This is a genomic window from Rhodobacter aestuarii, assembly GCF_900156655.1.
Classification (GTDB): domain Bacteria; phylum Pseudomonadota; class Alphaproteobacteria; order Rhodobacterales; family Rhodobacteraceae; genus Rhodobacter; species Rhodobacter aestuarii.
Window position 1 is genome coordinate 138,987 of the sequence record NZ_FTOG01000006.1, and the last position, 21,173, is coordinate 160,159.

The 21,173-nt window shown below is 61.6% G+C and carries 20 protein-coding genes and 1 tRNA gene; 5 read left to right on the forward strand and 16 right to left on the reverse strand.

Annotated features, from left to right (window positions below):
* Nucleotides 1–28: 28 nt before the first annotated feature.
* The 6 genes from pgi to BW967_RS10030 form a co-directional block, all read right to left on the reverse strand.
* Nucleotides 29–1,639, reverse strand: a complete 1,611-nt coding sequence (pgi, locus tag BW967_RS10005) for a glucose-6-phosphate isomerase (protein ID WP_108188600.1) — start codon at nt 1,637–1,639, stop codon at nt 29–31.
* Nucleotides 1,639–2,310: a 6-phosphogluconolactonase gene (gene pgl / locus BW967_RS10010; RefSeq protein ID WP_076484932.1), complete on the reverse strand. Its 672-nt coding sequence runs from the start codon at nt 2,308–2,310 to the stop codon at nt 1,639–1,641. The genes pgi and pgl overlap by 1 nt, the downstream gene beginning before the upstream one ends.
* Nucleotides 2,307–3,782 carry a glucose-6-phosphate dehydrogenase gene (gene zwf, locus BW967_RS10015; RefSeq protein ID WP_076484933.1) on the reverse strand — a complete coding sequence of 492 codons (1,476 nt, stop codon included), beginning with the start codon at nt 3,780–3,782 and terminating at the stop codon, nt 2,307–2,309. Before zwf ends, pgl begins: the two co-directional genes overlap by 4 nt.
* Nucleotides 3,783–3,933: 151 nt before the next feature.
* Complete coding sequence (locus tag BW967_RS10020) at nt 3,934–4,494, reverse strand: RSP_2648 family PIN domain-containing protein (protein WP_076484934.1); 561 nt, start codon at nt 4,492–4,494, stop codon at nt 3,934–3,936.
* Entirely contained in the window at nt 4,494–5,699 is a 1,206-nt protein-coding gene (locus BW967_RS10025) for an RSP_2647 family RNA methyltransferase (protein WP_076484935.1), read from the reverse strand. The genes BW967_RS10020 and BW967_RS10025 overlap by 1 nt, the downstream gene beginning before the upstream one ends.
* Nucleotides 5,700–5,784: 85 nt before the next feature.
* Nucleotides 5,785–6,432 (reverse strand): DUF6778 family protein, encoded by a 648-nt coding sequence (locus tag BW967_RS10030; protein WP_076484936.1) that lies wholly within the window; start codon nt 6,430–6,432, stop codon nt 5,785–5,787.
* 245 nt (nt 6,433–6,677) lie between these two features.
* On the opposite strand from BW967_RS10030, the gene edd reads away from it, so the two are divergent.
* Both edd and eda read left to right on the forward strand, forming a co-directional pair.
* On the forward strand, nt 6,678–8,504 hold the full coding sequence (gene edd / locus BW967_RS10035) for a phosphogluconate dehydratase (RefSeq protein WP_076484937.1): 1,827 nt from the start codon (nt 6,678–6,680) through the stop codon (nt 8,502–8,504).
* Between the two features lie 103 nt (nt 8,505–8,607).
* Nucleotides 8,608–9,258 (forward strand): bifunctional 4-hydroxy-2-oxoglutarate aldolase/2-dehydro-3-deoxy-phosphogluconate aldolase, encoded by a 651-nt coding sequence (eda, locus tag BW967_RS10040; RefSeq protein WP_076484938.1) that lies wholly within the window; start codon nt 8,608–8,610, stop codon nt 9,256–9,258.
* 31 nt (nt 9,259–9,289) lie between these two features.
* On the opposite strand, the gene BW967_RS10045 is transcribed toward eda, so the two are convergent.
* Together BW967_RS10045 and BW967_RS10050 are read right to left on the reverse strand one after the other, a co-directional pair.
* On the reverse strand, nt 9,290–9,559 hold the full coding sequence (locus tag BW967_RS10045) for a hypothetical protein (RefSeq protein WP_076485048.1): 270 nt from the start codon (nt 9,557–9,559) through the stop codon (nt 9,290–9,292).
* A 16-nt stretch (nt 9,560–9,575) separates the two neighbouring features.
* Complete coding sequence (locus tag BW967_RS10050; protein ID WP_076485047.1) at nt 9,576–12,347, reverse strand: [protein-PII] uridylyltransferase family protein; 2,772 nt, start codon at nt 12,345–12,347, stop codon at nt 9,576–9,578.
* Nucleotides 12,348–12,460: 113 nt separating this feature from the next.
* Here BW967_RS10050 and BW967_RS10055 point away from each other — a divergent pair.
* The 3 genes from BW967_RS10055 to BW967_RS10065 all read left to right on the forward strand — a co-directional run bounded on the left by BW967_RS10055 (nt 12,461) and on the right by BW967_RS10065 (nt 13,412).
* Nucleotides 12,461–12,534 (forward strand) — tRNA-Gly (locus tag BW967_RS10055).
* Between the two features lie 145 nt (nt 12,535–12,679).
* Nucleotides 12,680–13,033: a YbjQ family protein gene (locus tag BW967_RS10060; protein WP_076484939.1), complete on the forward strand. Its 354-nt coding sequence runs from the start codon at nt 12,680–12,682 to the stop codon at nt 13,031–13,033.
* Nucleotides 13,034–13,136: 103 nt separating this feature from the next.
* A complete protein-coding gene (locus BW967_RS10065) occupies nt 13,137–13,412 on the forward strand; it encodes a DksA/TraR family C4-type zinc finger protein (protein ID WP_076484940.1) in 276 nt (91 codons plus the stop codon).
* Nucleotides 13,413–13,473: 61 nt separating this feature from the next.
* Here BW967_RS10065 and hemP read toward each other — a convergent pair whose 3' ends face one another.
* The 8 genes from hemP to BW967_RS10100 form a co-directional block, all read right to left on the reverse strand.
* Nucleotides 13,474–13,650, reverse strand: a complete 177-nt coding sequence (hemP, locus tag BW967_RS10070; protein ID WP_076484941.1) for a hemin uptake protein HemP — start codon at nt 13,648–13,650, stop codon at nt 13,474–13,476.
* Nucleotides 13,647–13,823 (reverse strand): hypothetical protein, encoded by a 177-nt coding sequence (locus tag BW967_RS18715; RefSeq protein ID WP_175610443.1) that lies wholly within the window; start codon nt 13,821–13,823, stop codon nt 13,647–13,649. Before BW967_RS18715 ends, hemP begins: the two co-directional genes overlap by 4 nt.
* A 162-nt stretch (nt 13,824–13,985) precedes the next feature.
* Nucleotides 13,986–14,762: a hypothetical protein gene (locus tag BW967_RS10075; protein ID WP_076484942.1), complete on the reverse strand. Its 777-nt coding sequence runs from the start codon at nt 14,760–14,762 to the stop codon at nt 13,986–13,988.
* Between the two features lie 74 nt (nt 14,763–14,836).
* Nucleotides 14,837–15,034 carry a PLDc N-terminal domain-containing protein gene (locus tag BW967_RS10080; protein WP_076484943.1) on the reverse strand — a complete coding sequence of 66 codons (198 nt, stop codon included), beginning with the start codon at nt 15,032–15,034 and terminating at the stop codon, nt 14,837–14,839.
* Between the two features lie 120 nt (nt 15,035–15,154).
* Nucleotides 15,155–15,496, reverse strand: coding sequence for a zinc ribbon domain-containing protein YjdM (locus BW967_RS10085; RefSeq protein WP_076484944.1), 342 nt, complete (start codon nt 15,494–15,496; stop codon nt 15,155–15,157).
* Nucleotides 15,497–15,566: 70 nt separating this feature from the next.
* The gene (locus tag BW967_RS10090; RefSeq protein WP_076484945.1) at nt 15,567–16,694 is read right to left on the reverse strand and encodes a patatin-like phospholipase family protein; all 1,128 of its coding nucleotides are present in this window, start codon (nt 16,692–16,694) and stop codon (nt 15,567–15,569) included.
* A 233-nt stretch (nt 16,695–16,927) separates the two neighbouring features.
* Entirely contained in the window at nt 16,928–18,235 is a 1,308-nt protein-coding gene (locus tag BW967_RS10095; protein WP_076484946.1) for a UDP-glucose dehydrogenase family protein, read from the reverse strand.
* Nucleotides 18,236–18,292: 57 nt separating this feature from the next.
* Nucleotides 18,293–21,136 (reverse strand): calcium-binding protein, encoded by a 2,844-nt coding sequence (locus BW967_RS10100; RefSeq protein ID WP_076484947.1) that lies wholly within the window; start codon nt 21,134–21,136, stop codon nt 18,293–18,295.
* Between the last annotated feature and the right edge of the window lie 37 nt (nt 21,137–21,173).

Consider the following 21,173-nt stretch of genomic DNA (forward strand, 5'->3'; position numbering starts at 1 on the left):
GCGGCCCCGGGCATCTTACGCCCCTTCCTTACCCCCGCAGGGCGCGAATACGGGCGGCGAGTTGCAGCGTGGAGCCATCCTTACCCGCCCCGTCCGACGTGCCTTCCAGCACCGGAGCCAGCGCCAAGGCGAGTTCTTTGCCCAGTTCCACCCCCCATTGGTCAAAGCTGTTGATGCCCAAGACCACACCCTCCACAAACACCCGGTGCTCATAAAGCGCGATCAGGCCCCCCAAGGTGGCGGGGGTGAGTTGGTCAAACATCAAGGTCGTCGAGGGGCGGTTGCCCGGGAACACGCGGTGGCGGGCTTGGCGGTCAAGCTCTGCCCCTTCCAGCCCTTTGGCGCGCATGATCTCGGTCGCCTCTGCAAGCGAACGGCCCCGCAAAAGCGCCTCAGATTGCGCAAGGCAGTTGGCCATCAACAAAAGATGCTGGTGATCCAGATCCGGTTCCAGCCCGTTTGCCGTGACGATAAACTCGCAGGGCACAACCCGCGTGCCTTGGTGGATCAGCTGGTAAAACGCATGCTGGCCGTTGGTGCCGGGTTCGCCCCAGACCACGGGGCCGGAATGGTAGGGCAGATCGCTCCCATCCATCGCGACGCGTTTGCCATTGCTCTCCATCTCAAGCTGCTGCAGGTAAGCGGGCAAACGTGCAAGCCGTTGTTCATAAGGCAGCACCGCGCGGGTCGCATGGCCGAGCACCTGATTGTGCCAAAGGCCAACCAACGCCAAAAGCACCGGCAGGTTGTGGGCGAAAGGCGCGGTGCGGAAATGGGCGTCCATTGCCGCCGCGCCACTCAGGAATTGGTCAAAGAGTTCGGGGCCAATGCCGATCATCAGGCTCAGCCCAATCGGCGACCAGACCGAATAGCGCCCGCCCACCCAATCTTCAAAGCCAAAGACCCGTTCTGCGGGAATGCCAAAGGTCGCGGTGCGGTCGGTGGCCGAGGAAATGGCCGCGAATTGCTTGGCGGGCTCGGTCACCACCTCTGCCATCCAACGCCGCGCGCTTTCGGCATTGGTCATCGTCTCGATCGTGGTGAAAGTTTTCGAGGCCACAACCACCAGCGTCGTTTCGGGGTCGAGACCCGCGAGCGTGTCATGGATATGCGCGCCATCAACGTTGGAAACGAAATGCAGCTTCGGCCCATCGGCAAAGGCGGCGCAGGCAAGCGAAGCCATTGCCGGGCCAAGGTCCGACCCACCGATGCCGATATTGACCACATCTGTAATGGTGCCGCCTTGGCCATTGTAGCGCCCTTCGCGCACGGCGGCGGCGAATTCTTGCATCCGGGCGCGCGTGTCGCGCAGCGCGGGCATGACATTGGCGCCATCCACCAAGATGCTGTCTTCCACGCTGCGCCATGCGGTGTGCAGCACCGCGCGACCTTCCGTTTCGTTGATCTTTTCACCCGAAAACATCGCATCGCGCCGGGCGGCAACACCGGTTTGCGCGGCCAAATCCAGCAGCAGCGCCATACCATCGGCATCGATATTGGTCTTGGAGTAATCAAACAGGAACGGCCCCGCCTCGGCCGAGAAGCTTTCGGCCCGCGACGGATCGGCGGCGAAAAGGTCCAAGATATGCCGATCCTTGACTGTGGCGGCATGGGAAAGCAGGGGGTCAAAACGGTTCATCATGGGGCCCAATGGATCGTTGCAATAGGAAGGACCGTGCGCACCGGAGCCTCGATCTCGGGCAGGTTGGCCGCACGTTCGATGGCGGCGCGTTTTTCCGCGCCAGTAATCACAATATGGCAATGCATCGCTTCACGCAAAACCCGCGCGGTGAGGGTAATGCGCGGTTCTCCCGCCGCTTCGGCCCGCAGTGCCATAACCTCGGGCGCAGTGTCAGACAGCGCCTCTTCGAGCTTATCGGCACCGGGGAAGAGCGAGGCGGTGTGCATATCCGCCCCCATACCCAGCACCAAAACCGTCAAGGGCAACGCGCTGCGGACCCCTTCAGACAGTTCCTCCAGCCGGTCTTCGGGCTGCGGCGCAGGGGCGTAAAGCGGCACAAGCCGCGCGGCGGCGGCTTTGTTGCGCAACAGGCGCGCGCGCAAAAGCGCGGTGTTCGAGCGGGGGCTCTCTTCGCCCACCCAACGCTCGTCATTGAGCAGCACATCTACCCGCGCCCAATCGAGTTCGAGCTCCGAGAGCACATCGAAGACCGGGCCGGGTGTCGTGCCGCCGGGCACGCACAGTGTGGCGCGCTCTTGCACCTCAAGCGCGCGGCGCAATTGGCTGGCGATCCGGTCGGACAGGGCGACCATCATCAATTCGCGGTCGGGGTATTCCACAAAGCTCATTCGCGAATCTCCCGCCAGCGGCGGCCATCGCGGTGCATCAGCATCAGCGCATCTTCGGGGCCCGAGGAACCCGGATCATAAGACCGGGGCCGATCGCCACGCGCTTCCCAACCCGCGATGATCGGGTCGGTCCAGGCCCAAGCGGCCTCCACCTCATCGCCACGCATAAAGAGCGTTTGGTTGCCGCGGATCACATCCATGATCAGCCGCTCGTAAGCATCAGGAATATCGGTGCCCTCTTCGCCCAGAGCCTCGGCAAAAGACATATCGAGCGGCACTTGCACAAGCCGCATACCACCGGGGCCGGGCTCTTTGATCATCACCTTGAGGTTCATCCCCTCATTCGGTTGCAACCGGATCACCAGCACGTTTTCGGGCCAGCTGGCATCCTCCTCGTCAAAGATCGAATGCGGCGGCGCTTTGAAGGTAATGGCGATTTCGCTCGCCCGCCCGCGCAGCTTTTTCCCGGTGCGCAGATAGAACGGTGTGCCCTGCCAACGCCAGTTCGCCACATGCACCTTTAGCGCGATGTAGCTTTCGGTCCGGCTGTCGGGATTTTCGCTGTCTTCCAAGTAGCCGGGCTGGGCGGCGCGCGTCTCAGAGGCTTTCACCCCCGCATATTGGCCGCGCACAATATCGGCGGGCGAAACGGGTTGCAGCGCCCGGATCACCTTCACCTTTTCATCGCGCACCGCATCGGGGTCGAAGTGATAGGGCGGCTCCATCGCGATCAGGCACAAAAGCTGCATCAAGTGGTTTTGCACCATGTCGCGCATCGCGCCTGACTTGTCATAATAAGCGCCGCGCCCGCCCACGCCGACGGTTTCCGCCACGGTAATTTGCACATGATCAACGTATTGGGCGTTCCAAAGCGGCTCAAACAGGATGTTGGCGAAGCGCACCGCCATCAGGTTTTGCACCGTTTCTTTGCCCAGATAATGGTCGATGCGGTAAATCTGGCTCTCCTCGAAATGCGCGGCGAGCGTCGCGTTCAGCGCCTTGGCCGAGGCGAGGTCGCGCCCGAAGGGCTTTTCCACCACGATCCGCGCTTCACTATCGGCAATACCATGTTCATTGAGCCGTTCAGCCAGTGGCCCAAACAGCGACGGCGCAACCGAGAAGTAGAACGCATGCACGCGCCCGTCTTGAACCTTGTCCTTCAGTTCGGCCCAGCCGCCCTCGCCCATCGCATCCACGGGCACATAGTCGATGCATTCAAGGAAGGTCTCGACATCCTTCGCGTCGATTTTGCTGCGATCGACAAACTCGGCAATCGCTTTGCGGACCTGTTCGCGAAACGCTTCTGGCTCCATCGCAGACCGGGCAGCACCGATGATGCGCGCGCCTTGCGGCATTTGGCCTGCATGAAAACGACGGTAAAGGCCGGGCAAAATCTTGCGTTGGGCAAGATCGCCAGTGGCTCCAAAGATCACAAGGTCGAAAGGATCAACCGGGATAACACGCGATACCATGGGGCTTGCTCCGATTCTTGGCACGACTGGCCCCTCCTCGCGGTTGGCGCCAGATGTTAGCGGTAACAAGGATGTTGTCTACCGCGACGCCCGACACAAGTCTAGCGCGCGCTTGCGCGATCTCAAAGCGCTTTGACGCGGCGGAAAGCAATCAATTTGCCTCGAGCGCTTTCGCCACACGGTAAAGGCGGGCGCGTTTAAGCAACCCGCGCAAGGGCTGCGGCTGGCCAGAAAGCGCCTCGGCCTGCGCCCGTACGGCCTCGACCACCCGTGCCACAGCCTCGGGCGCATCGGCAATCAGCGCCAAAAGAAAGGCATCGACATCGAGCCGATCCAACCCCTCGGCGGCTAAGGTGCCGCGCGGAAAGTCAGATCGGTTTTGTGTCACAATCGCATCTGCGCCCCCGGCGATGGCAGCCGCCAGAACGTGAATGTCGTTTTCATCGGGCAGATGCAGGCGCGATTCGAGACCGGGGCGCGGGGCGATAGAGGCCTTCGGAAAGCGCGCCTTGAGGGCCGCCACCTCGCCGCGCGCCACCGCTTCATCCCCCGCGGAGAGCCGCGCCGCCGCGCGCGCCCACTCTTCCAATATCCGGTCCGACCAGAGCGGCTGATACAGCCCCTCTGCCGCGCAACCGATTAGGATTTCGCGCATCACCGTGGGGTAAAGCACGCAAGCATCGAGCAGCGCTTTTTGCGGCGCGGCCCGCATCAATCCAGCCGGAAGAAGAGCGATTTAAGATAGGCCGATTCCGCCAATTGCGGCAGCATCGGATGGTCCGGCCCGGCAAAACCGGTGTGCAGCAGTTGCGCGCGCCGCCCACCCCTGCCAAGCCCACGCGCCGAGGCGTTGCGGAACTGCACCAGATCGGCGGCATGGGAGCACGAACACAAAACGATATAGCCGCCCGGTGCCACCAAGGGCGCGGCCAGCCGCGCGATCCGCTCATAGGCGCGCAGCCCGGCTTCAAGCGCGGGTTTGGCGGGCGCAAAAGCGGGCGGATCACAGATCACCACATCGAATTGCGCGCCTTCTGCCTGCAAGGCTTCAAGCGTGGCGAAAGCATCGCCCTTTCGGGTGGCAAAGCGATCCCCCTGCCCCATCGCCTCGGCCCCTTTGGTGGCCAATTCCAGCGCGGCGGCAGAGGCATCGACCGAAAGCGCGCTTTCCGCGCCGCCAGCCAAACAGGCAAGCGCGAAGCCCCCAACATGGGAAAACACGTCCAAAACCCGCGCGCCCCCGGCAAGCCGCGCCGCAAAGGCATGGTTCGGGCGTTGGTCATAAAAGAGCCCAGTCTTTTGCCCGCCCATCACATCGGCCATGTAGATCGCGCCATTCATCGGCACGGGCACGGGGGCGGTGATCTCGCCCGCCATCACAACCGTTTCTTCGGGCAAGCCTTCCAACCCGCGCGCGCGGCCCGAGCCGTTTTTGACGACCGTGGTCACGCCCGTGACCTCCATCAGCGCGGCGCAAAGATCGTCGATCATCGCTTCGGCCCAAGCGGCATTGGGCTGCACCACAGCCACATCACCAAACCGATCAATAATCACCCCAGGCAGGCCATCGGCCTCGGCATGAACCAACCGATAGAATGGCGCCTCAAAAAGCCGCTCGCGCAGGGCCAAAGCGCGCTCAATCCGCGCCGCGATCCAAGCGCGGTCAATCACAGCGTCGGCATCACGCTCCAGCACCCGCGCGATGATCTTGGATTTCGGGTTCACCGTCACCGTCGCCATCGGGCGCCGCTCAGCATCTTCCAGCGTGGCAATCACACCCGGTGCCAAGGCTTGCGTGCGCCGGTCTGCTACCAACTCATCGGCATAGACCCACGGAAAGCCGTGTCGGATGGCGCGGGCCTCGGCTTTGGGGCGCAGCCGCACAACGGGGCGGGATTTCGGCTCAAGATCAGACATCGGGGCCTCACAGGCGAAAGGGGGCGTTGCCGCCCCCTCTATCTGCGTTCCGGTCTCTTGCAAAGCCTCGCGAGACCTCGCGCGCTCAGTTCGCTTCCGAAATCCGGTCGCTCCCCACCGGCATTGGCAGCGGGCGCAACAGTTCTTCACGCAGATAATCGGTCAGGTAATTGATGATCGCCACCTTTTCGGTGATCCCCCGCGCTTCTTCCTCAATCGCCTTTTGCCCGCCAGAGGCTTTGAACCCCACAGACAGCGCCCGTGGCCCGTCGATCAACATACCGGTGTTGGCATCGCGCAGCGCGATATCCATTTTCACGCCATAGCTGCCCCCCACCGTGTAGCGGGCCCGTTCGGTCAACGCATGGAAACGCTTCATCGTGATTTCGACCACCACCGGCTGGCCGTTGGTCATACCCGAGATGGCGCGCGTCGCGGCCTCGGTCACGATCGCATCAACTTGGTCATAGCGGTCGCCACGCGCATCGCCACGCCAGACGATATCGGCAATCGGGAACAACAGGTTCGCCTCGGACACATGCAAGCTGCGCGGCACCTCCACCTGCACCGCCTGCACGTTCCACCGCGGCGTCACAATCGGGGCCGTCGCCGTGCCAACGGCAACGGGGCGCAAACCAAGCGTATCAGATGCCGCACGCGAGGCGGGTTCGGGGGCGCCACAGGCGCTCAGGGCAATCAAAGCACTCACAACAGCGATAGGAAACACACGCATCGGGATCCTCCGTGTCTGGTTGACGCGAAGGTGATCCCGGAATGTGGCGAAAAATTGCTTCAAATCGTGTAATTTAGCGCCTGAAAGCGCATCCTGAAAGGGATTTGCCGCAATGCCCCCAAACCGCGTCCCTGTGGCGCCCCGCCCGAAGGATTGATTTGTTAGCGCTAACCACCTAAACAGACCACATCCGGCGCGATCTCTTCTTTCGCGCCAATTTCGTCCTCGCAACGCCGGACCATGCCATGACCGAACCTGCCAATCTGCCGCCGCTCAATGCCACCCTTGCCCGCGTGACCGAGCGCATTCGCGCCCGTTCCGCCGCAAGGCGCGCTGACTATTTGGCACGGATTGATGCGGCTGCCGCGGCAGGCCCAGCCCGCGCGCATCTGACCTGCGGCAACCAAGCCCATGCCTATGCGGCGATGGGGGCGGACCAAGACGCGCTTGCCAAGGGACGCGCCCCGAATGTGGGGATCGTTACCGCCTATAACGATATGCTCTCGGCCCATGCGCCCTATGGCGACTACCCGGCGCTGATCAAGGAAGCGCTGCGTGAGATTGGCGCGACGGCCCAAGTGGCAGGCGGCGTGCCGGCCATGTGCGATGGTGTCACCCAAGGCCAGCCGGGCATGGAGTTGAGCCTTTTCTCACGTGATGTGATTGCGCTCGCGGCGGGCGTCGCGCTTTCGCACAACACCTTTGACGCGGCGCTTTACCTTGGCATTTGCGACAAGATCGTGCCGGGCCTGATTATGGCGGCGGCAACCTTTGGGCATATTCCGGCGGTATTTTTGCCCTCTGGCCCGATGCCTGCGGGGCTGCCCAATGATGAAAAGGCCAAGGTGCGCCAACAATTTGCCACCGGCGAGGTGGGCCGCGACAAGCTGATGGAGGCCGAGATGGCCTCTTATCATGCGCCCGGCACCTGCACCTTTTACGGCACCGCCAACACCAACCAAATGCTGATGGAATTCATGGGGCTGCATCTGCCGGGGTCGAGCTTCGTGAACCCCGGCACCGATCTGCGCCAATCGCTCACCGTCGCCGGGGCAAAACGTGCGGCCGAGATCACAGCACTTGGCAACAGCTTCCGCCCGGCGGGACGGGTGCTGGATGAGCGCGCCTTTGTGAACGGACTTGTGGGCCTGATGGCAACGGGCGGCTCCACCAACCTTGTGCTGCATTTGCCCGCAATGGCGCGTGCGGCAGGCATCGAGCTCGACCTAGAGGACTTTGACGACATTTCGAGCGTCGTGCCGCTGATGGCGAAGGTCTATCCGAACGGTTTGGCCGATGTGAACGCCTTCCATGCGGCGGGCGGGCTGCAATTCTTGATCCGGCATTTGCTGGGCGCGGGGCTTTTGCATGCCGATGCCACCACCGTATGGGGCGATAGCATGGCCGATTACACCAAAGAACCCAAACTGATTGATGGCGCGCTGACGTGGGTCGAAGGCCCGGAAAACAGCCTGAATGACAAAATCCTGCGCCCCGTGGTCGAAGGTTTTGCCGCGACCGGCGGGCTGAAACAGCTTGCGGGCAACCTTGGGCGGGGGGTGATCAAAGTCTCTGCCGTCGCGCCCGAGCGCCATGTGATCGAAGCGCCCGCGCGAGTGTTCCACGACCAAGAAGCGGTAAAAACCGCCTTCAAAGCTGGGGAATTCACCACCGACACCGTGGTTGTCGTGCGGTTCCAAGGCCCGCAGGCGAACGGGATGCCCGAATTGCATTCGCTCACTCCCACCCTTTCGGTGCTGCAAGAACGCGGGCTGAAGGTGGCACTGGTGACCGATGGGCGGATGTCTGGGGCGTCTGGCAAAGTGCCTGCGGCGATCCATGTCTCGCCCGAGGGCACCTGTGCAGGCCCCATTGCCAAGCTCGTGGATGGTGACATTGTGCGCCTTGATGCTGTTGCGGGCACGCTTGATTGCCTGACCGAAGGGTTTGAAACCCGCGCTCCCGCGCAACCCGACCTCAGCGCCAATACGCATGGGATGGGGCGTGAGCTTTTTGAAACCTTCCGCCGCAATGTCGGCCCCGCGACATCGGGCGCCAGCAGCGTTCTATGACTTCCCCCCGCGCGCGTTTTACGTCTTTATGACAGCAAATCTCGTGCCGTGCCCGGTCCCCTGTGTAGGGCCGAGCCATGCCTAACTCTGACAGGAGGCTTTTATGACCCCCGCCGCCCAATCTGCCGCCGCGCGCGAAATTTGTGCAATGGCTCCGATCGTTCCGGTCATCGTGGTGGCCGATGTGGCCCATGCTGCGCCGCTCGCCCAAGCGCTGGTCAAAGGCGGCCTGCCCGCCCTTGAAGTGACCCTGCGCACGCCCTGCGCGCTGGATGCGATCCGCGCGATGGTCGATGTGGAAGGGGGCATCGTGGGCGCGGGCACACTGCTCAGCCCCGCCGATGTGAAGGCCGCAAAAGCCGCGGGCGCGCGTTTTGGCGTGGCTCCGGGGCTGACCGATAGCATCGTGAAAGCCTGCGAAGATGAAGGCCTGCCGCTGCTGCCGGGTGCGGTCACCGCCACCGAGGTGATGTATGCGCTCGAACTGGGCTATAACATGCTCAAGTTCTTCCCCGCAGCCACCTCGGGCGGGGCGCCCGCGCTCAAAGCGATTGGCGCGCCGCTGCCGCAAGCGAGCTTCTGCCCGACGGGTGGGGTGAGCCTGCAAAACGCGCGCGACTATCTGAGCCTGCCCAATGTGATGTGCGCAGGTGGCTCGTGGGTGGCGCCGCAAGGCATGATGAACGCAGGCAACTGGGCCGGGATCGAAGATCTTGCCCGCGAAGCCGCTGCGCTTTCGCGCGCCAAAGCCTAAAGATTTGCGGGGGCGGCCCGGCTTGGCCGGGCTAGCCCTTCATCCGCCCGGCACGCCCACCGCGCCGTGAGGGCGCAGCTTGCTCGCGTGTCAGACCCTCGGCCAAAACCACGCTCATCGGATGCGCCGGATCGGCCCCATAGGCCGCCAAAACTGCCCGCATCGCCTCGGCCGGATCGGCATCCTTGGCAAGGCTCAGCGCCCAATCCAAAAAGATCGAGCGGCATTCGGCATCGCCGATCCCTTCGATCTTATAGCTTTCGCGGATCAGCCCTTTCGGGTCAGCCTCGGTCAAGGTCATCACGGCACGTCCCATCCTAATTGAGCGCCCTCTCAACGATTTGCGCAGCTTGCGATGTGGTGCGCTCCAGCCTTTCGACAAGGGTCTCAAGGCTGTCTTCATCGACCTCACGCAGCAAAAATGCGCGCCCGCCCTCGCCAATCGCCTCCATATCCAAGGGGCGGTCGGTCAAAAGCCGCCCTCCGGCCTGTAAGCGCCACAAGAACCGATAGGCGGCGGCCAAAACCTCGCCCTCTTCTTTGGTGATGAAGTTATGACGGGGGCCAAGCCGCAACTGTGGTTCAACACGACGCGCACTTTCACCGGCACGCAGCGCAAAACTTTGCGCCAGCAGTTCAATGTCTTGCAACCGACCGGGGCCAATTTTGGCCTCCCATGCGCCGTCGGGCGCCTTCGCCGCAAAAATCCGCGCCCGCATCTGCGCCAGATCGGGCATCACCTTTTCTGCGCTGCCTTTGGCCGCCAGAACCTCTTGCCGCACCGCCTCCACATCCGCACCTAGGCCGCTGTCGCCCACCAAGACCCGCGCCCGCGTGAGCGCCAAATGCTCCCAGGTCCAAGCCTCGTCCATTTGATACGCGCGGAAGCTTTCCAAAGACACCGCGACCGGCCCTTGCCGACCCGAGGGCCGCAGCCGCATATCCACCTCGTAAAGCCGCCCCTCGGGCGTGGGCGCGGTCAGCGCGGTGATGAAAGCCTGCGTCAGCCGCGCGAAATAGGGCCGTGTTGCCAATGACTTAGGGCCATCGGAACTTTCAGCGCCTTGCGCATCATAGATGATGATCAGATCAAGATCGGAGGCCGCATTGAGCCGTTCCGCCCCAAGCGAGCCCATGCCCAACACCACCGCGCCCCGCCCCGGCGCGGGACCATGCTTGCGGGCAAATTCCGCGCCAACTTGCGGCCAAAGCGCGGCCACCGCCGCGCCCGCAATATCGGCATAATGCTTGGCCGCCTCGGACGCATCCACCAGCCCGCGCAGATGATGCACGCCCACGCGAAAGCGCATCTCTTTTGCCCAGCGCCGCGCAGCATCAAGCTTCTTTTCGTAATCCGCCGTTGCGAACAAAAGCGCGGCAAGATCTTCTTGAAGCTTCGCCTGCCCCGGCCAAGCCTCAAAGAACGAGCCGCCCAAAACCGCATCCAACACACCCGCATTGCGGCTCAGATGCGCCGCCAAGCCGGGCGCAGTGGCGCAAATATCGACGATCAAGTCAATCAGTTGCGGGTTGGCCTCAAACAATGCGAAAAGCTGCACCCCAGCGGGCAAGCGCGCCAAAAAACCGTCAAACTGACGGAGCGCCTCTTCCGGGCACGCCGCGCGCCGCATCCGGCCCAGAATCTCGGGCTCGATACGGCGGAAAATCCCTTGCGCACGTTCCGACCGAAGTGCCGGGTAAGCGCGCCAGCCCTCAACAATCCCGGCCTCGGTCTCGCTTAGTTCAGGGCGCGCGGTCTCAGCCCCCGGTGCAAAAAAGGCACCCGTCAGCGCCTCAACCCGCTCCAAACGCCCTTTAAGCCGCGCACTCCACGCGGCCAAATCCCCTTCGCCCATCATATTCGCGATCCGGGTAAGACCCTCTTCCGCATTGGGCAAAAGCTGGGTCTGGGAATCGTTCACCATCTGGATGCGGTGCTCGATCTCCCGATGTTCGCGGTAATGATCGGTCAATTCCCGCGCCACATCGGTGGGCACCCAGCCCTTTACAGCGAGCTTGGCAAGCCCACCCACGGTGGTGCGGTCGCGCAATTCCGGGTCGCGCCCACCGGCAATCAACTGCCGCGTCTGGGTGAAAAACTCGATCTCGCGGATACCGCCCTGCCCCAGCTTCATGTTATGACCCGGGACGTCGATCCGACCGCCAAGCCCCTTATGCGCCCGAATGCGCAAGCGCATGTCATGCGCATCTTCGATCGCCGCAAAATCCAGATGCTTGCGCCACACAAAGGGGATGAGCGTTTTCAAAAACCGCTCGCCCGCCGCCAGATCGCCCCCACAGGGCCGCGCCTTGATATAGGCGGCACGCTCCCATGTGCGCCCCTCGGCCTCGTAATAAAGCTCTGCCGCGCCCATCGAAATGCACACCGGCGTTACCGACGCATCGGGACGCAGCCGCAAATCGGTGCGAAACACATAGCCTTCAGCGGTATTGTCATTGAGCATGGCCGCCATTTTACGCGTGACACGAATAAAGGCGGATCGCGCTTCCATCCGGTCATCTGGCGCGAATTGCGTCTCGTCAAACAGGCAAATCAGGTCGATATCAGAGGAATAGTTGAGCTCATAGGCCCCCATCTTCCCCATCGCCAATGCGACCATACCCGCAGCGGTTTCGGCATCATCGGCCGTTTTTCCGGGCAGCTTATTGCGGCGAATTTCATCCGCCACCAAACGCTTGAGCGACACGGTGACCGCCGTATCGGCAAGCAATGTCAGCGCCCAAGTCACCCGTTCAAGTGACCAAGCCCCCCCCAAATCGCAAAGCGCAGCCAATAGGGCGACCCGGCGTTTCGCCCGGCGCAACTCGACATCGAGCACCTCCAGCGCAACCTCGTTGAGGCGGGCGATTTCCTCCCCGAAAGCCTGCAACGGATCGCCGGACAGCGCCAGCTTCAGCCAATCTTGCTCTCGCTCCAACAGCCCCGCAAGAAAGGGCGAGCAGCCCGCTGTGCCCTTGATCAGGCTTTTCACTTCGGGCGCGAAATCACCGTAGAACGCGGCGACATCGGCGCCACGGCTGGGGTCAAAAGCAATTGGTTCTCGGGTCAGGCTGGCTGCGAAACTCATGGCGCCACAGTAGCCACCGCAATCCAACCGTCAATGACCCATGCGGGGCATAGGCCCGCGACATCCCTGCCCCCTTGCATGGCCGCGAGCAGGGTTGTATCACCCCAACCAGCGCGGGTGTTGTGTAATGGTAAGACCCTAGCCTTCCAAGCTAGAGATACGGGTTCGATTCCCGTCACCCGCTCCAATCCCCCAACATAGACCACCCGCCATCGCGAGGGGCTGTTACGCGAAACGCGCTTTGCGCAATGGGGCATGCCGCTTATGCTTGAGTGGTCACCTTGCCCGAGCGGCAAGACAGGACGTGGCGAAACATAAAAAGGCGCAACGTAATGGACCCCAAACAGCAAGCTGACGAAATCGAAGCCGTCATGTTGACAACCGAGACCTGTCCGAACCTCAACATCACACAGCGTTTTGAGATTGTGACCGCAGAATGTGCCTTTGGCATGCACATCTTCAAAGACTTGTTCGCGGCGGTGCGCGACGTGGTGGGCGGCCGGTCGGAAGCGGTGCAAAAAACCATGCGCGATGCCCGCAAGACGGCGCTTTATGAGCTTAAGCGCGAGGCTTGGCTTGTTGGTGCCAATGCCGTTGTCGCGGTTGATCTGGATTACACCGAGCTCAGCAACAGCGGGAATATGATCCTGTTGGTGGCCTCTGGCACGGCGGTGCGCATCGAGTAAGCCTGCTCGTTCTTTGCACTGACGCGCGCCAAGGCCAATGCGTCGCTTCAAGCTTTGACGCGCCCATTTTGCTCTGCCAAAATTCTGTTACGGAGGGCAATTCATGGCCGGTGGATGGGCGCGCGATGGCGCGGTGCAAGATCAGATCGACGCGTCGATCGAAGATGAACTCAAGCGAATGGCCGCGCGGCGCCAGCCCGTGGGCGAAAGCGCGCACGAGTGCGTAGAATGTGGCGAACCCATCGCCGAGGCGCGCCGCCAAGCCCTGCCCGGTGTGAAACTGTGCCGCGATTGCGCCGAAGAACGCGATGCCGCCCGCGCTCGCAACCCACGCGCCGGGATCAACCGGCGCGGCTCCAAGGACAGCCAGTTGAAATGAAAAGGGGGGCCGGATGCTCCGGCCCCCAAGTTCAGCGATGAGACGCGATCTTGTCGGGGGATTACTTCGTCAAGATCAGCTTTCCCTGCCGTGTGATACGCAAGGTATAGATTTGTCCGTCGAGCGCGATCTGCGCCAAGTTGCCGCCCCTAGTCAGATTGCGCGCATCATGCGCGGGGGGAACAGGCGTTGCACCAGCCAAAGGCGCGTCCGGGCCGAGAGATTGATAGACGGTCATACGCGCCCCTCCACCCGGTCGATCAACGCTTCAATGCCCGCCGAACTCCAATGCCCCGGCGCCGCCCCCTTACAGAGGGCAGAAATCAGGTCGCTCAGGCCAAAAGGGTCCAGTGCAGCTTGCTCGGGCGCCATATGCGGCGCGGCAGTAGAAAGATGGGCGGCAGGGGTCATGATAGGCTCCTCGGTCTCGATAGAAATAAACTGACTGATTCACTCGGATATGTAAAGGGTGATTTTTTCACTCAGGTATTGTTGCGCAACGCAAGGCGCCCGCGTCTGGCAGATAACCGCCAAGATACGGGCGCGGCGAATGAGGATCGTTCGCAGAAATGGTTAGGGTTTTTGCTCGGGTTCCTCAGTGTCCGAAGACGTGGCTTGCGCAGCGTCAGAGTCAGCGTGTGTCTGCTCCGATGCCCTTTTCGCGGCACGACGAAGGGCGGCCTCAGCCGCATTAAGTGCTTCATCAAGGCTTTCCGCAAAACGGTTAGAGCCTTCCTGCGCCGCAGCATCCGCTTTGCGGGCAAAACTGCGCGCCCCTTCACGCGCACGTGCCGCCTCGCGCGCGACAGCGCTGGAAACGGCTTCGACTGTTTCCTCTGCCGCCCCGGCAAATTCGGTCGCACGGGCACGCGCTGCGGCGCGTTTTTCCTCCAGCTCTTCCCAGTTACGCTCGCGCGCACGGGCAATCCGCTCAGCGGTCTCGTTGCTTAAATCGGCCAAACCTTCGCGGAAGGCTTCGGTCAAAGACCGCGCCATCGTGGCCGCGACCTCTGCCTTGGCTTCGGCTGTGGCGCGACCTTCTTCGTAAAGATGCAGCAGCCGTTCGCGCGCAAGATTGCGCGCGGCCTCGGCCTGCGCGGCCCAGTCCTCGTCAAGATTGGCGCCAAGCGGTTCGGCGGTCGGCTCTGCGCTGCTTTCTGCCGGGTCCGCGACACGACCGCCATCATCTTCCCAGCGCGCCATCGTTTCTGGTCGTGGGGTCTCTGGCGTTGGCGTTGTTTTGCGGCGCAAAAGCGCCACGGCCCCCAAAGCGAGACCGACTGTCATCCAAGCAAGTGGGATCAGCACGTCGCGGGCGCGGGTCTGTCTGTCGGAAGCGGCTTGGCTCATGGCAGGCTCCTTGGCTATCGGCAGGCTTTATATAGGTGGGGTGCCAGACTGATCCGGCAAGCCCCGTTCATCGGTTACACGGTGCGCGCACTCGACCGCGGACCGACAAACAACCAAATGAGGAACCCAAGAAGCGGCAAGATCAGGATCAGAAGCGTCCAGAAGACCTTTTGACCCGTCGAGGCGGTCGACCCAAGCACCGAGACCAGCGCCCACAGATCAAGCACCAAAAGCGCAAAGGCGCCGAGGCTTGTAATATTGAGAAAGTCCATCGTCGATCTCCTTTCCAAAAGCCCGTTGGGGCGTTGGAAAGAGAACGCAGCGGACGCAGAAAGGTTCCGCGCGCATGTAGCTTTGCGCGCGAAATCAAGCGATCAGGAAAGAAGCCGCGGTTATTCCGAGACTTTTTTCACGAATTGGGATTTCAGCCCCATTTGGCCGATACCGGGAACCTTGCAATCAATATCGTGATCGCCATCCACCAGCCGAATACCGCGCACCTTAGTGCCCACTTTGACAACGGTGGACGACCCTTTGACCTTCAGGTCTTTGATCACCGTCACCGTGTCGCCATCGGCCAGCACATTGCCAACCGCATCGCGCACCACCGTTTCGCCCTCGCCCGCCGCAGCGGGGGACCATTCATGCCCGCATTCGGGGCAGACCAGCAGGGAATCCGCCTCATAGGTGTAGGCGGAGTTGCATTCGGGGCACGGGGGCAAGGTATCGCTCATGCCGCCCCCTTAGCGCGCGCAGGCCTTGCGCACCAGCAAAACATCGTCGCAGGCGCGCAAGGCGTTTGCATTACCCCAATGCATAGGCGGGATAGGGCCAGATGGCGGGCATCTGCCCTTCGACAATTTCAGGCGTATGGCGGCGCACCGCAGCATCGGTCAGCGCATAGCCGAAGTTGATCAACATGCGCTGCTCGCGATCCGTAAAGTGGTTGAGCCGGGTGCGCAGTTTTGCAAGCTCTGCAGTGACCTCCGGCTTGCAGGGAAGGGTATTGCCAAGCCCATAATTGGCAATATCGGTCGAAAGCCCCCAATAGGTGCCAGTCCGCGCCGTGCCATCCTCGGCCGCGCCCGCGATGAATTGCTCTATCAGCCAACGCTTGCGTAGCCCGCGCGACTGGTCGGTTACGATGTCATAAGACCGCATCGCCTGCGCGAGCCAATCCCGGCCCGGTTTCGGGTCCGGCTGGAAATGGGCTCCCGCATCCGAGACCAAAACCGTGCGGCAACGCTTCCAGACCGTTTCTAGCCCGAGATTGTCATAGACCCCACCATCGGCCAGCCGAATCTGGCGCGTATAAGCGGGGTTGTTGTTCAAATCGGCTCCTTCAACAGCCTCAAACGGCCCCGGATCTTTGAGCGTGATCGGCGAGAAATAGGGCGGAAACGCCGAAGACGCGGCCACCGCCCGTGCCACCGGCAAAAGCGGGTCCGGCAAAAGCCCAATCCGCCAGTCGCCCATATAGCGCTTAGAAAAGCGGAAATTGCGTCCGGTTTGCATGTTCGTCGCGTTGAAGATGAACACCGGATGATCAGGCAAAGCATCAAGGCTTTTGGTGATTAGCTGTTCTGCATAGGCTTTTTCCAGCATCAGCCCGGCAGAGGAAAACGGGTTCGCCCCCGCTTTCAAAATCGCGGGAATATCAATGGACCTTTCGCAAAAGCTCCGGATCGGATCGCCCACCAATCGCTCGTAATTGGCCACGGTCGGATCGGCGGTCAATTCCTCCCAAACTTCGGCCAAGCGCCCAGTCACAATCGAGCCGCCCGAGACCGAGGAAATTCGATCCAACTTCGTCAACACACCAAGTTCAACCAAGCGGCGCAGCGCCCCAAGGTGGAATAACGCGGCCCGGAACCCGCCGCCCGATAGCGCGAGCCCGATCCCGTCTTGCAGTCCTTCACGTCCAAATGGCATGGCTTACCCCCAAAAGATCAGGTGATGCGCGCGGAAGCCCGGCGCCGATTGACTCGTCTTCAGTGGTATTGTTGGGCGAAATCGCACCCCGCATAAGTTAACGCCGCCCGAGCCCATACTGTCCAGACCATCGCCCCTGCGGCGAGAGCGCGCAGGCGACACGACGGCGAAGGCCCCGCCCAAAAGGGCGAGGCAAGGTAGTCACGGAATTGGTGGATGCTGCGCTGGCTTTTTCAGCCGATCCCGACGCCGCTGTAGTTGGCAAACCCCGCCGTTTTCGCCAGTTCCGGCGAATAGACATTGCGCAGATCAGCCATCACGGGCGTCACCATCGTTTTTGCCAAACGCGACAGATCCAGCGCGCGGAACTCGTTCCATTCGGTCAAGACGACCACGACAGAGGCCCCCTCGCAGGCGTGATAGGGGTCTTCGAACCAATCAACGGCGGGCAGCAAATGTTCCCCCTCGCGGCGGCCCTGCGGATCAACAACCCGCACAATCGCCCCGGCACCCACCAATGCCGGCACGATCGTTAGCGCGGGCGCGTCGCGCATGTCATCCGTATTGGGTTTGAACGTCACCCCAAGCACCGCAACGGTTTTGCCCGCAAGCCCGCCTTCGACCAGATCGGCGATTTTTGTCACCATCCGGCGCTTGATCGCCTCGTTGAGGTCGATCACCGTTTCGACGATCCGCATCGGCAAGGCATTGTCTTGGCCAATCCGCGCAAGGGCCAGCGTATCTTTCGGGAAACAGGAACCGCCATAGCCCGGCCCTGCATGCAGGAACTTGTTGCCAATCCGGCCATCGAGGCCAATCCCGCGGGCGACCTCTTTCACATTGCCGCCCACCCGCTCACAAAGCGCGGCGATTTCATTGATGAAGGTGATCTTGGTCGCCAAAAACGCATTGGCGGCGTATTTGATCAGCTCCGCGCTTTCCAGATCGGTGGTGATCACCGGATATTCGCGCAGATAAAGCGGGCGATAGACCGCCGCCATCACCTGTGCCGCACGATCCGTTTCAACCCCGACCACAACGCGATCAGGGCGCATGAAATCGTCAATCGCTGCCCCTTCGCGCAAGAATTCCGGGTTAGAGGCCACATCAAAATCTGCCTTGGGGTTTGCCGCCGCCATCACTTCGGCCACCCGCCGGTTGGTGCCCACAGGCACGGTGGATTTGGTGACAATCACCGTATAGCCGGTGATCGACTGCGCCACCTCTTCGGCGGCCGCGAAAACATAGGTGAGATCGGCATGGCCATCGCCCCGCCGCGATGGCGTACCCACCGCGATAAACACTGCATCAGCATCGGCCACAGCGCTTGAAAGATCGGCAGTAAAAGACAACCGCCCGGCAGAGACGTTCTTTTCGATCAGCGCATCGAGCCCCGGCTCATAGATCGGCACTTCACCGCGTTCCAGCATGGCGATCTTTTCGAGGTTCTTATCGACGCAGATCACGTCATGGCCAAAGTCGGAAAAACACACACCCGACACAAGGCCAACGTAACCGGTTCCAATCATTGCAATTTTCATGCAGTCTTGCTCCTTTACGAGGAAGGAAGGCGGGCACCGCACCCGCCTTAAAATCAATTAGCTCAAGATGAAGTCGGTGCTGGCGAGGCTGGCGACCTGTTCGAGCCGGAAGCTGAAATCAGCCCCCATGACGCCATCAAGCTCCAGCGAAACGATCAGGTCATCGCCCGCCACTGTGTAGTAAACCGCGCCAAGCGTCGAAACGGCCCCCACCCCAAAGAAGCTAAGGGCGCTCCCTGACGCGAAAGCACTCAGATCAATCAGGTCTTCGCCCGCGTCGAAATCGGTGATCACATCGAGGCCCGATCCCGTATCGGGACCAGCCGTAAAGACGAAGACATCCGCATCCCCGCTGCCGGTGAGCGTGTCGCCATCCCCCGTGGCAATCAGCCGATCTTCGCCCGACCCACCGTCCAGCACATCTTGTCCGGTGCCACCTTCAAGCGTGTCATCATCGGCACCGCCTTCCAGCGTGTCATCACCTGACCCACCCTCCAGCAGGTCATTGCCTGACCCGCCTGCAAGCGTATCGGCCCCATCGCCCCCCCCAAGCGTATCAGCCCCAGTGCCGCCGCTCATGTCATCGGCTCCATCACCGCCTTCAAGCAGGTCATTATCCGCCCCGCCCTCAAGCCGGTCATCGCCGTCGCCGCCGTCAAGCGTGTCTTCGCCGCGGCTGCCGACAAGCTTATCATCGTCGTCACCGCCGCTCAGGAAGTCATTCCCATTTCCGCCGCTCAGCGTGTCATCCGCCGCCCCGCCGTAGAAACTATCGTTCCCGTCATCGCCGATCATCTTGTCGCGCGCATTGGTGCCGATGAAATCACCGTCCCCCTCGAACACCTCAAACCGGTTTTCGAACGCGGGCGTGTCGCCATAAATCACCGTGCGCCATTGCAGATCAGCATCTTTGCCGGTGATCCACTCTGTCGTGACCTTGTAATCCAAGGTGGTCGTGGCAAGGCGAGAGATCAGTTCCCAATTGGCGCCGTAATCCTCAACCACATGGCGCCCACCGTCCTCAATCACCAGATGCGCAGAGACAAGCTGGTCTTGCGCATCATAAATCTGCACACCGGTCTTGGTGTCGGTATGGACCTGCTTTTCATAGCCCAGCAGCACCCAAGCGGCCCCGAAGGTCTCGACCAAGGTGAAACCGGACGCCAGCGTCACCCGCGTGCCGCCAGTGATATTGCCCGCGCCGTTTTCCTCAATCACCGTGGTGGTGACATTGCCCGACGTGGTCGTGGTTTCGCGATAGATCACCGACCAGTCTGGACCATATTGCGCGACCTGCGTGCGACCAGGTTCGGTGATATCAAGACGCGCCTCAATCAGATTGTCCTGCGCATCATAGATCTGGTAGCCGGTCGTCGTCTCAGTATGAATGGACTTTTCATACCCGGTGACCACCCAACCTGGGCCGAAAAACTCGATCAGCGTGAAGTCATCGGCTTCTGTCTGGCGCATGCCACCAGTGATATTCCCGGCGCCATTCTCTTCGATCACCGTCGTGGTAACATTCCCCGAGGTGGTCGTGGTTTCGCGATAAATCACGAACCAGTCTGGCCCATAGGTGGCAAACTGCATGCGCCCGGGTTCGTAGATCTCCATAGACGCCGAAATCAGATTGTCCTGAGCGTCGTAAATCTGGAGGCCCGTCGTCCCATAGGTGTGGATTGCCTTTTCATATCCGGTCACAACCCAACCCGCGCCGAAATGCTCGGTCAGCGTGAAGTCATCCGCTTCCGTCACCCGCGTGCCGCCGGTGATATTTCCCGCGCCGTTTTCCTCGATCACCGTCGTGGTGACATTGCCCGAAGTGGTCGTGGTTTCGCGGTAGATCACCGACCAACCGGGGCCATAATCGGCCACCTGCTTGCGACCGGGCTCGTTGATCTCCAGATGCGCCGAAAGCAGATTGTCTTGCCCATCGTAGACTTGGATGCCGGCCGTGGTCGCGGTGTGGATTGCTTTTTCATATCCGGTGACAACCCAACCCGCGCCGAAATGCTCGGTCAGAGTGAAGTCACCCGCTTCCGTCACCCGCGTGCCGCCGATGATATTGCCCGCGCCGTTTTCCTCGATCACCGTCGTGGTGACATTGCCCGAGGCGGTTGTGGTTTCGCGGTAGATCACCGACCAGCCGGGGCCATAATCGGCCACCTGCGTGCGACCGGGCTCGTTGCTCTCCAGATGCGCCCAGAGCAGATTGTCGTGCCCATCGTAAACTTGAATGCCGGTCGTGGTCGCGGTGTGGATTGCTTTTTCATATCCGGTGACAACCCAACCCGCGCCGAAATGCTCGGTCAGAGTGAAGTCACCCGCTTCCGTCACCCGCGTGCCGCCGGTGATATTGCCCGCGCCGTTTTCTTCGATCACCGTCGTGGTGACATTGCCCGAAGTGGTTGTGGTTTCGCGGTAGATCACCGACCAGCCGGGGCCATAATCGGCCACCTGCGTGCGACCCGGTTCCGTCACCTCCAAATGCGCCGAAACAAGGTTCCAATCCGCGTCATAAATCTGAACACCGGTCGTTTTGGCGGTGTGGATGTATTTTTCCGCCCCGGTGAAGGCGCCCGTTCCATCCCAATGCTCATGCAAAGTGTAATCGCTGCGATCAATGATCCGCTCGCGCGAAAGCAAGCTGCCCGCAGCATCGTAAACCTCAATGCGCGTGGTATCGCCGACCACCTTTTCGCTGACACTGCCCAAAAGGGTCAGATCGGCATCGTAGAAACTGTAAAGTGTTGTACTGCCCGATGTCTCGATCAGGATCTGACCAAGAAACGTGCCTGAGGCATCGGTGAATCTCAGCTGCTCCGTCGCGTCGGGCAGCGAGATGACCTCCGGGCTCGGAAGGCTCGGGTCCCCGTGATAGGGCTGCGTGATATCGAACATGGAAACTCCGGAATGCGGTTTCAGTCAGCATTTGAGC